The organism is Priestia sp. TRN 1309 (genome assembly GCF_050846875.1).
Taxonomy (GTDB): domain Bacteria; phylum Bacillota; class Bacilli; order Bacillales; family Bacillaceae_H; genus Priestia; species Priestia zanthoxyli.
The window spans coordinates 312,410-324,399 of the sequence record NZ_JBOZGM010000003.1 but is presented as its reverse complement, the minus strand read 5'-3'; the positions used below and the strand labels follow the sequence as shown (position 1 = coordinate 324,399).

At 37.8% G+C, this 11,990-nt stretch carries 7 protein-coding genes, 1 pseudogene and 1 riboswitch; of the genes and pseudogenes, 6 read left to right on the top strand and 2 right to left on the bottom strand.

Translation table 11 applies throughout. The features are described 5' to 3' along the window. Position 1 precedes the first annotated feature (1 nt). Positions 2–430: an SMI1/KNR4 family protein gene (locus tag ACRPLQ_RS13870; protein WP_432236097.1), complete on the top strand. Its 429-nt coding sequence runs from the start codon at positions 2–4 to the stop codon at positions 428–430. Positions 431–485: 55 nt separating this feature from the next. Here ACRPLQ_RS13870 and ACRPLQ_RS13865 read toward each other — a convergent pair whose 3' ends face one another. Together ACRPLQ_RS13865 and ACRPLQ_RS13860 are read right to left on the bottom strand one after the other, a co-directional pair. Continuing rightward, positions 486–608 (bottom strand): anti-repressor SinI family protein, encoded by a 123-nt coding sequence (locus tag ACRPLQ_RS13865; protein ID WP_328132467.1) that lies wholly within the window; start codon positions 606–608, stop codon positions 486–488. A 20-nt stretch (positions 609–628) separates the two neighbouring features. Beyond that, positions 629–715, bottom strand: a riboswitch (cyclic di-GMP riboswitch). 111 nt (positions 716–826) lie between these two features. Continuing rightward, positions 827–1,162 (bottom strand): helix-turn-helix domain-containing protein, encoded by a 336-nt coding sequence (locus ACRPLQ_RS13860; protein ID WP_310877421.1) that lies wholly within the window; start codon positions 1,160–1,162, stop codon positions 827–829. A 192-nt stretch (positions 1,163–1,354) separates the two neighbouring features. On the opposite strand from ACRPLQ_RS13860, the pseudogene ACRPLQ_RS13855 reads away from it, so the two are divergent. The 5 genes and pseudogenes from ACRPLQ_RS13855 to ACRPLQ_RS13835 all read left to right on the top strand — a co-directional run. Continuing rightward, positions 1,355–1,545: pseudogene (locus ACRPLQ_RS13855) on the top strand (phospho-sugar mutase); the annotation flags it as partial. A 460-nt stretch (positions 1,546–2,005) separates the two neighbouring features. Next, positions 2,006–3,718 (top strand): methyl-accepting chemotaxis protein, encoded by a 1,713-nt coding sequence (locus ACRPLQ_RS13850; RefSeq protein WP_432236096.1) that lies wholly within the window; start codon positions 2,006–2,008, stop codon positions 3,716–3,718. Positions 3,719–4,011: 293 nt separating this feature from the next. Then, positions 4,012–5,838: a hypothetical protein gene (locus ACRPLQ_RS13845; protein ID WP_432236095.1), complete on the top strand. Its 1,827-nt coding sequence runs from the start codon at positions 4,012–4,014 to the stop codon at positions 5,836–5,838. Positions 5,839–6,095: 257 nt separating this feature from the next. Beyond that, positions 6,096–9,134: an Ig-like domain-containing protein gene (locus ACRPLQ_RS13840; RefSeq protein WP_432236094.1), complete on the top strand. Its 3,039-nt coding sequence runs from the start codon at positions 6,096–6,098 to the stop codon at positions 9,132–9,134. A 290-nt stretch (positions 9,135–9,424) separates the two neighbouring features. Beyond that, positions 9,425–11,965 (top strand): Ig-like domain-containing protein, encoded by a 2,541-nt coding sequence (locus ACRPLQ_RS13835; RefSeq protein WP_432236093.1) that lies wholly within the window; start codon positions 9,425–9,427, stop codon positions 11,963–11,965. Positions 11,966–11,990 lie beyond the last annotated feature (25 nt).

Below are 11,990 nucleotides of genomic sequence, written 5' to 3'. Positions count from 1 at the left end.
TATGAGCGTATTTCACTTTCTTCATAATGAAAAACATAAATTTCTTCCCTTGAAAGTAAAAGAGATAGAGTTTGCAGAGCAAAGATTAGGAACGAAATTTCCAGCAGAGCTCCGTCAATTTTATGTAGAAATAGGATATGGCTTTGCAAATAGGAATGAAACAACTGCTTTTCAACGAATTATATATCTAGAAAGTGCAGTAGACTTGCACTTACGTGAAGACTTTTACGAAAGTGATCCGGATTTAGATACGTATGATGAAAGAGAAGGCTTTATTTTCTTTGAAGTCGTAGAAGGATGGTATTTTGAAGTAAGGTGGGGCACAGAAGATGCTTCTCTCGTATACTTTATGGATACACGTATTGCAGACTCTCTTCAAGCGGTTTTTGAACAGCTTGATAACGATACTAATTTCTACGAAAAATGTTAGAAGAATAATAGTAACTGCAAAAAGCACGCTCTAATCTGAGCGTGCTTTTTTTAATTTAGTTCTGCTTAGTCTCCAATAAAAATTTCCGGACTTCTTCGATGGTCAGCCCTAGCTTGCGAGCTGATTCCATAAGGTCTACCCATTCTTGATCAATTGACAATACATTTTCTTTTTTCATTACGACTCATCCACCCTTTGCCAGGGAACTCAGCCATCGTAGCCGAAAGCGGCCTTAGATCTGAAGCTTTGCGTCACTATTTTTCAATAGTTTTGCCCTTATCTGGATAATTTGTAATAGTATTCTTAGTATAAAGTTATTCTATAACATAATATTTGTAAAAGGTGTCGAAAAAGGTCGATTATCATAAAAAAATTAAAAGTTAGTGAATGGGTCTATCAGTTCGTTTTTCGGAACTTTAAATAATACTGAAATTCAATAAATTCTTCTTTGGTCATGCCATCTCGAATGGCTTGTTCGATTAAATAAAGCCACTCTTGATTGAGACTTGGCTTTGAAGTTAGAGCTGGACAGCTGATGTCTCCTTCAATTAATTCATCAATCGTTGTATGAAGAGAAGAAGCGATTTTATCAAGCATTTGAAGAGAAGGATTATTATTTAACCCTTTTTCTAAATGAGATAAATATGATTTTGAAATATTAGCTTCTTCAGCTAAACGTGTAATAGAATAGCCGCGTTTTAATCGCAAATTCTTAATCTTTTCTCCTATCACTTCAATTCATCCTCTTTTTAGTTGTTTTGTTCATTATAACGCATAAAAAGAAATTGTGACCGTTTTTTAATTAAAAATGTTCTTTATAAAGAATATTTTGAGTTTTTTTTGGGACGTATAAACTAATTCATCCACAGTTTATACAATTCATGCACAATAAAAGCAGAAAAATATAGAACAGGAGAGAGAAACATGGCATGGAAAACGGAATGGAGTAAATGTAGTACTCACAAAGAACTGCCAAGTGAATGAAAAAACAAATGAATGAAATGACCGAACGTGAACAAGAAGATGCCTTTTATAAACGGCTCGAGTTTGGCACCGGTGGGATGAGAGGTGAACTCGGTGCGGGACTCAATCGTATAAATATCTATACCGTTCGTTATCTTCGTGCTTATGCTGGCATTATCATTACCGCGAGCATCCTCCCGCAGAAATAGCGGGTGCAGCAGTCGAGAAAATAGAAGACTATCAAACTGGAATAAGAACCAACTTATTCACCGTTCAGTAAGAAAGGATGAACTTGCTTTCATCCAACGTACTCAAATTTTGGCTGCAAGACAGCTCTTAGTTTGAAATTCGTCCGTTCGGTACAGAGCCAAAAGTGAAGTTTTATTTTGGAGTTAGGCAAAAAACGGAAAGTGAAAGTGAAAAGAGATTAAAAGAAGTAGAAACAAACGTCATTAATATGACCGAAAGTATTGTGTATTAAAAGGGAAAAGATGCGATGATTGCTTCAGCGCGTTTTGTATGGCAATAAAAATTCACAAACGTACTATGGATAGAACAAGCCCCATGACCGATAGAAAGCAGGAGAATACATCAGCGAAAAGGGGAAATGTTATGGGGGCATTACGAAATCTGAGTATCTATCGAAAGCTGCTAGTCATGGTTATAATTTCAACAATTTCACTTCTTTCAGTCACCGTGATCAGCTATTTTTACACACAGCGAATTGCTGACAGCTCGGAGTCTATGTATAATGATCGCCTGCAGCCAATCAGGCAGTTAGGGCAAATTCGTACAAATAACCGTGCGATTGATGCCAATACGCTTGAAATGATTTTATCAAAAGATGAAAACTATCAGCGTAAGCGCCTCGATGAAATTCAAGAAAAAGAAGCTGAAAATAACAAGCTCATGGCGCAATACGAAAAAACATTTATGCTGGACAATGAAAAAGAAAAGCTCGATGTATACAAAGAAAATATTAGTAACTTAACACAAGCAAGAAGTGAAGCTATACAGCTTGCTCAAGATGAAAAAGGAGACGAAGCCTATAACGTTTTTTCTAAACAAATCGTCACCCTGCGTACAACCATAAACAACACGCTAGATGATCTTCAGACGATAAATAATAACGAAGCAAAAAGCATTTATCAAAAAAATAAGCAAAGCGTAAAATCAGCCGTTACTACTCTTTTACTCGTCAGCGCGTTGGTCATCCTACTTACAATAGGGGTTGGACTTCTGATTGCACGCATGATTACAAAGCCGTTAAACGATATTAAAAACCTCATGGAAACAGCAAAAGAAGGGGATTTTCAAGTGCAAGGCACCTACGAATCCAAAGATGAAATTGGCTTACTTACAGCATCATTTAATAAAATGATTGGCGGATTGAAAGAAATGATCATGTCCGTTGGAAACATTTCATCAACGGTGGCTGCTTCTTCAGAAGAACTAAGCGCCAGCGCAGAACAAAACAATAGCGCCATTGAACATATTTCAAGCATCACTGAAAAACTAGCCTCAGGATCTAACCATCAAGTGAATCAAATTCAAGAAAGCTCCACCATTATTCACCGCATTACGAACCAAACATCAGAAGTTGTTGAAAACGTCGAGCAAATCACTAAGCGAGCACTCGACACGGCTGCGATTTCAAATAGCGGAACAGAGACCGTTGAAACAGCAGCCCAACAAATGAAATCAATCAACGACAATGTCACTGAACTCTCATCTGTTTTTCAAGGTCTTAGCGAACACTCAGCGAAAATTAGTCAAATTAACGATGTCATCACAACCATTGCCGATCAAACAAATCTGCTTGCTTTGAACGCAGCTATTGAAGCAGCAAGAGCAGGAGATCACGGAAAAGGCTTTGCCGTTGTGGCGAGTGAAGTACGTAAACTAGCAGAAGGCTCATCCAACTCAGCGAATCAAATTAAAGATCTAGTTTCACTCATTCAAAGTGAAACAGCTCGAACGCTTCAATCGATGACGGCCACTACCAAAGAAGTAAAAGAAGGCTTAGCAGTAGTGGAACAAGCGGGTACATCATTTATGCAAATTAACGAAGCCGTACAGCACGTAGTGGATCAAATTCAGCAAATCGGAAGCGCTATTCATAATCTAGCCAAAGATACGCTCGAAGTCCAGCAGGCGATTCACGAAGTCAACGGTATCGCTGAAGAAGCGGCAGCCGGTGCGCAAAACGTGTCAGCTACAACGGAAGAACAGCTTGCTTCCATGGAGGAAATTGCTTCATCCGCGATGGATTTAGCAAATATGTCAGAGGAGCTGCAAGAATTGATTGCGAGGTTTAAAATCTAAGAAAAAGCATGGAGCATATCAATTTGCTCCATGCTTTTTGTATGAAGTAGATGGAACAGTTTTTTATTTATGAAGGGAAGATAAAGATATTTTGGATATATTACAATTTATTTAGAACTATAGGTTTGTTAACAGATGAAACTTTTTATTCACTTTAAGTAAAAATAAGTAAATATATATACCAAAAGTATGTGTTTTGTTATAAAATAGTTTTGCTGCAAAATATTACATAAGGTCTTTGGACTTATAACCTGAAGACAAAATTATATATTAATTGGAACGAGGGGATTTTATTGCCTAAAACTGCACCTGTACTTATTTTTTCAAATAATGAATATCCAGAGTTAATGAAATTCAAGATTTATGAAGGCTGCTATTTTATGCCTTCTAACGTAGCCGTACATACACAAGTGAAAAATGCTGACTATTTAATAGATAGCAGTGGTTCAGGAGTATATAGAAGTCAATTTATTATGAATCCGAGCGACTGGGTTACTGCTTTAGAAGAAGCTGGTCATCATATTTCAGGTGACTTTATCGGTCGAGATATGAGAGGTTCGTTGTGTGGATTTATCGGTAATAAATCTGCTCAAGAAAGTATGATTATCCCAGATCCTTTTGGAAGCGCTATTGTCTTCTATTACCGCTCGCGTTCAATTACTGTTTTCTCAACCGATATTGATTCAATTGTTAGCGTGTTAAGCAGTGTAGGTATTTCACTTCAAAAGTCTATGGATTATTTGAATGAAGTTATTGGAACAGGGAATGGAGGCTTTTTTGAATCAAGCTATGAAGAGATTCAAGCGCTCAAACCTTTTGAATACGTAACGTCTACTAACAATAGTTTCTCTATTAACGAATACAGCTGGAAACAAGATTTCTTCTCAAGTGATAAGTCATACGAAGAGCAGCTAGCGCTTGCTGTAGAAGAAATTAAAAATAACATAAAAGCGGTTAGCAACTATAAACATGCGGCGCACAAAATTTCTCATTTAACAGGTGGATTTGATTCGCGCTTAGTATTGGCTGGTATACTAGGCACGGATTCAGGGCAATCTTATCGTTTCTTTTGTTCGGGCCGCCCAAATATGCCGGATCGATATACGGCTGAACGACTATGTTCTGAATTTGGGTTAACAATGACAGAATACAATGGTTTTAATGCATTAAAGGCACCACAAACGTTAGAAGAACGATTTTTATGGCCATTGGATTTTTCCAGCGGCATTCTAGCTGCGTCTCCGCACCGTTTTTATGAGACGAACCCAAATATTGTGCTAAGCGGCGGTTACGGTGAATGCTTTAGATCATTTTTCGGTTCAAGGGCAGAGCTAGAGCAAATCCATGATGTGGATTCTCTAATGCCAACTTTATGGGGGAAAATCTTTTTTGATAAAGACACAGATAATGCTTTGCTGTCGGAAAAATTTAAAAAGCGGTTTTCCCAAAAGATTAAGCAATTCTTTAATGATTGCCGTGAAAATGGTCTTCGTGAAGATGCATATTTAGATTATATGTATCTCGTGATTCGAAACAGATATTATGTAGGAGTGACTTCTCACCGCTGGAGTAGTTTTGGGGCGCGGTTTGACCCGCTTTATACGCTAAACGGTATTAAGTGTGCGTTATCTGTTCCTCAGGAGATGCGTTCTGCAAATGTGGTTGGTATTGATCTGATGAATCGTTTATTCTCTGAGTTATCGACTTTGCCTTTTGATCGAGAAATTTATACAGAAACATATCCTAAACTGCGCGGAAATGTGAAAATGAGAGAGTTTAAAAGTGAAAGACGTCCGAAGTTTGCGCTAAGTGAAATGGTTAAACCTGTTGAAGGAATGAAAGCCCCAAAGGCCCTGCCTGAACATATCGAAAGAGCTAAAAAGCTTAGAGCACCTCTTTGGCAAGTCGTTGAATTAGGTTCTGTACAAGAGAAATGTTTGGAGTATCTATCGACGATGGAAACAAGAGAAATTGATGCAATGTTTAATCGTAAAATCTTATTTAGGTTGCTACGATCACCAAATCTAAGCAGCAGAGTTCATATTCGCAAAGTGTTTTCAGTGTATTCTATTCTCCTTTGGTATTTTGCCGAAAAAGAAACACTACAGCCTATCGGGTAAAAAGAACTTGTGCAAAGGAAGTCATTTAAATAATGGCTTCTTTTTTTATGAAAAATTCACTATGTAAAGTCACTAATATAAAAAGAATTATGAAAAGATTTCATGACTAAAGTTGTAGTTATAAATAACTATAAGTTGGTATAATTAGCTGAAAAGTTTAAATTGAACTTATAAGAGGGGAGCTAATAACGCTAGAGATGTTAATTGGAGTCAACTAAATAGATAAAAAAGTGTATTTTGATTCTGGGGGAAGAAAAATGACGAGAAAGATATTGACAGTTTGTTTGATTATGTGTTGCTTGTTCTCTATTGGAAATTATGGAACGCCTGCAAAAGCACAGATTGCAGATGGAAGAATAGAAGACCTAATCTCCTTTACACTGGCAGAAAAAACGGTATTAATTCCTAACTATCAAACCATTACGATGAAATTTGATTCAAATAGTAGGATTCGCCAAGTATACGTTAACTATAAGATTCCTGCTGGAGGATATATGCAGGTTTCTCTGTTGAACAATGGAAATGGTGCGTACGAGGGAAGTATTGGAAGTTTTTTTAGTAAAGAAGGAGAATGGAAGGTTTCCTCTATATGGGTTGAGTATAACGATGGTCGTTTTAGCATGTATGATGACGTAGAAGAAGGAGGGTTCTATGAGTTAGACGAAGGGAATTTTAAGACCACGTCTTATCCCGATACTGCTGGGCCAGTTTTTAACGGAATTAATGCTAACAGTAAAAAAGTGAATTTATATGATTCAGTAAACGTTATTGTAAATGCTTATGATGAATATAGCGAAATAAAACGTGTGAATGTTGAGTACAAAATACCTCAAGGTGGGTATGTCTCTTTTGACGCTACCAACATAGGAAGTAATCAATTTAAGCTGCAGAATTTATATTTAGCTACGTATGGATATATGGGACTAGGCCAGTTTGAATGTGTATCTGTCACGTTGATTGATAAATTTGATAACCAGACTTTTTTGTATGACTATGGAGATAATTTTCGAAATGCAGATTTAAACGGAGGAGATTTCACAGTAGCAGAGCAGGATGTCACTGCACCTTTTAAGCCAACTGTTTATGACATTGGAGATCAGGACTCCTTGGTGCAAGGCTTTGCAGAAGATTATGCAACGGTCACAGCAAGAATTGACGGAAATGTAATAGAAACTACACAAGCGCAGTCTGGTGGATGGTTTTACATGTATATTCCTCGGCAACAAGCAGGAACAAAAATAACGTTTACAGCTACAGACGAAGCTGGCAACGAAAGTGAGCAAACAGAAGTCACTGTTCAAGATCGAACGCCTCCATCTGCTCCTCAAGTATATACAGTAACAGATCAAGATACAGTTGTTGCTGGTACAGCAGAAGCAGGGGCTACTATTAGAGTCACAGGAGAAACAAACACCTATGAAGGAACGGTCGATAACCAAGGTTCATTCCAAGTGAATATAGATCGTCAAAGAAGTCTGTCTTCGTTAGACGTAATAGCAATCGATGGTACAGGAAATCAAAGTGAACGAACCGTTGTGACGGTAAATGATAAAACAGCGCCGTCTACACCGAACGTTAATAGAGTCACTGATCGAGACACTACAGTTACTGGAACAGCAGAAGCCGGGTCATCAGTTAGTGTAAAAGCAGGAAGTACACAAATTGGCAACGGAGTAGCAAATGAAAATGGTAGTTTTACAGTTTCTATTGCCAAACAAAAAGCGGGAAGCAAACTTGCGGTAACGGCTAAAGATGCTTACGAAAATACGAGCGGAGAAGCTCAAGTTATTGTACAGGATAAGACTCCACCAGCAGTCCCAAAAGTAAATGCCGTTAGCGATTCTTCCACTGCCGTCACCGGAACAACCGAAAGCAATGCAACGGTTTACGTAAAAGCAGGCAGTAAAGTAGTGGGGAAAAGTAAAGCGACAAGCAAGGGTACGTTTAGTGTGAAAATTTCTAAACAAAAAGCGGGAACAAAATTAAGTATTGTTGTACAAGATGCAGCTAATAACACGAGTAAAGCCGTAGAAATCATTGTACAAGACAAGACTGCACCAGCAGCACCAATTGTAAATCCGTTAACTGATCAAGGAGAAACAATAACAGGAACATCTGAACCAAGTGCTTTCATTACAGCAAAGATTGATAGCAAAGTAATTGGCAGTGCAACATCAGATGCAAAAGGCAACTTCTCCATTAGAATAGGAAAGCAGCTCGGAGGAGTAAAAATAGGTGTAACAGCTCGAGATAAAGCGGGAAATAGCAGTACGACAAGTGAAATAGTTGTTGAAGACAAAACACCGCCTGTCTCTCCAAAAGTGAATCCTATAACTGATCAAGATGAGAGTTTAACAGGCACAGCTGAGCCTAACTCTCGTATCACAGCGAAAGTAGGAACAATAACAATTGGAACAGCTACGGCTAACGATAAAGGCAGCTTTTCTATACGGGTTAGAAAACAAAAAGCTGGAGCAAAAATCAGTCTATATGCAACAGATAAAGCAAATAACGTGAGCTCGACTGCTTATGTAAGTGTTACAGCTAAAAAGAAAGTGCCTTCTGCTCCAAAAGTTAACGAAATAGGAGACAATACTACGACTATTACGGGAACAGCAGAAAGTAATGCAACGGTTACGGCAAAAGTCGAAACGGTCGTTATCGGAAGCACTAAAGCAGGGAGTAACGGACAATTTTCAATGATGATTTCTAAGCAAAAAGCCGGAACAAAAATAGCTGTGAATGCCAAAAATAGTACGGGAGAAAGTGCACCTACAACAGTTGTGGTTAAAGATAAAACAGCACCTTCTATACCAACAGCAAATAGCATTACAGATCAGCAAACAGTCGTCACAGGAACGGCGGAACCTAATGCTCAAGTAGATGTAAAAATAGGTACGACGGTTATTGCAACAGGAATGTCTAATGCTAAAGGGGAATTTAAACTTACCATTCCTAAGCAAAAAGCCGGAACAAAAATCTTTGTTACAGCAAAAGACTTAGCTGGAAATGTAAGTGCAGCTCAAACGATTACCGTTCAAGACAAAACAGCTCCATCACCTCCTGCAGTAAACAAGGTCACGAGCCAATCTATTTCTGTAACAGGTACCTCAGAAGCAAATGCAAAACTTACAATTAAAGTAGGTACTAGGCTGATTGGCAGCGGCACAGCGGATGTCAAAGGACAGTTCAAAGTCGCAATAGCAAAGCAAAAAGTAGGAACAAAGCTATCGATTACATCAACCGATTTAGGCGGAAATCAAAGTGTAGCTAAAGCAGTTAGCGTAGTTCAATAGAAAAAAGAGTCCTTTTCTACTTGTAGAAAAGGACTCTTTTTCGGTTTTAATTAGGTTTTAAATCAAGCATGATATAAAGTCATATCTTCAACATTATAGCATAAGGATTCGACAAATATAAACAAAAAGTTGAAAAAAGTAGATGATTTAAGGATTTTATCAACTTAAGTAAAAAAAAGTTAAAAAATTAAGCGTGCCTCTGGCAAGTATGAAATTGTATCCGATATTAGGAAAGAGTGTTTTTTATGCAATATTACTAGAAAAATAGAGAAAGGTAAGGCGAAAAGAAAATGAAATTTATATTAAGAGTTATACTAGGACTAGCTGTTGTTTTAACTCCACTAGCCTGGTTCTCTACAGCAGAAGCAGCAGGAACAGAACCTCTTGTGTCAGTAGAGTTGACAAATGATTTAGGTAGCAAAAGTAGTATTACGATTCACCCCTCGGCGTTATATCGTATTAAAGACCAAGATATAACCCTACAGGCGAACAAAGACTATGAAGTGAAAATAGCAGGCGCAGGTGTATCCTTATATCAAGCTAAAGAGAAAATTGGAGAGTTTTCTAGATTTGAAGTTATACCTTCTACATACGATGCTACGCTTTCTATTAATGGACAGCCTTATCTAGGAAACATGTTATTTAAAAATGAAAATAACAAATATGTTCGACCAGTTAATACTCTTCCAATGGAGGACTATTTAAAAGGAGTAATTCCAAGAGAGGTATATACATCATGGGAATTAGATACATTTAAATCTCAAGCTATAGCTGCAAGATCGTATGTATTAAGTTTGCATGGTAAATTAATTAATGACTCAACTCGTTATCAAGTTTATGGAGGATACAATTGGAATGCTCGAACATCTCAAGCTGTTGATGAGACTTTTGGACAAGTTATCACATATAAAGGGAGTACTGTAAATGCAGTGTACTCTTCAAGTAATGGAGGAATCATTGAATCGAACACAAACTTTTGGGATACTCCTGTGAATACTTATTCTCAAGTTAAAGATGATCCTTATGACCCTCAAAGAATATGGACAAAGACTGTTCAAAAGCAACAAATTAATTTATCAGGAAAAGATTTGAAGAAGCCCGAACAATGGTGGGACACAACAAAAGAAGCTGATAAAACTATGACAGACCGAATTAAAAGTGAAATGCTTAAAAAGGATTTAACAGGAAAAGATATCAAGATTACAAGTATTTCAAAAGTGAATTTTTACGAGCCTACTTCTGGTAAACGCGTGACAAAAGGAGACCTTAGCGTTAAATACATCGTTAAAAATGAATTTGATAAAGATGGACAAATTGTTGAAAAACAATGGGATTTAACAGGAAGTCTTGCTGAGGAGGTTATTCGTTTAATTGATGGGAGCAGTATGCTCAGTAAATACGTAACGGATATTAAAGACAATGGAACATCAATTGTTATTACGGGTAAGGGATTTGGTCATGGAATTGGTTTGAGTCAATTTGGTGCGAACAGTATGGCAAAACAAGGGAAAAACTATCAAGAAATTCTCGCATTTTATTATCCTACGACTCTTTTAACAAGCGCCTATGATACAGCTTACCCAAGAGTATATAAAGTATTGCCTAATGCGCCGGAAGTAAACGATATCACATCAGAAGATACGAAAGTTACAGGAAAAGCAGCGCCTGGAAGTATCGTGTATGTGAAAAAAGGCTCAACGTTGTTAGGGCGTAGTACAGTATCCAGTCAAGGTACATATTCAGTATCTATCCAGCCGCAGGCAGCTAAAACGAAGATTGGTGTAGTCATTAAAGATAGTGTGGGATACAGTGCGTATACGTACAAAACAGTCGTACAAAAAGTAACCAAACCAGAAGCGCCAACCATTAATAAAATCTATGATCAAGATACATCGGTCAGCGGAACAGCTGAAGCAAACAGTATTGTATATGTAAAAAAAGGCTCAACAGTGTTAGGAAGAGGAGTAGCAACGAAGCAAGGAACGTATAGCATTGGAATAGCGTCTCAAGCCGCTAATACAAAACTAGGCGTAACGGTGAAAAATAGCGCTGGGTATAGTGGATACACGTATATAAATGTTTCAAAAACTGTTCAAAAACCAGCTGCTCCTGTTATTCACACAGTGACTGATCAAGATACAAACGTAACAGGTACAGCTGAAGCAAACAGTATTGTATATGTAAAAAAAGGCTCAACAGTTCTGGGAAGAGGAGTAGCAACCAAGCAAGGAACGTATAGCATTGGAATAGCGCCTCAAGCCGCTAATACAAAACTAGGCGTAACGGTGAAAAACAGCGCTGGGTACAGTGTGTACACATACAGTACAGTAGTGGCAAAATACAAAGCACCTAATGCACCAGCCGTTAATGATATGACAGACGAATCCACAGCGGTAACAGGAACGACTGAAGCGAGAAGTCGTGTATATGTGAAAGCAGGTACAAATGTGATTGGTACAGGCACAGCAAATAGTAAGGGTGCATTTAGCATTACCATTCGAAAACAATCAGTGAATACGAAACTAGGCGTAACGGCAAAAGGAAAAGGTGGATATAGTCCTTACACGTATAAAACAGTTGTATCTTCTGGTCCTTCTGCTCCTAATGTAAATCGTGTTCGCAGTATGTCCACAACCGTTACAGGTACAACAGAAGCTAAAAGTATCGTCTATATTAAAAAGGGATCAGAGCTAATTGGAAGAGGCGTAGCGGATAGTAAAGGAACTTTTAATGTAACGATTAAACCACAGGCAGCCAAGACAAAAATTAGTATTACTATTAAAAATCCAAAAGGTAAATATAGCCCGTATCGTATTCTAACGGTAGGCTAATAAAAAAGCCGAAACATGTGAAGTT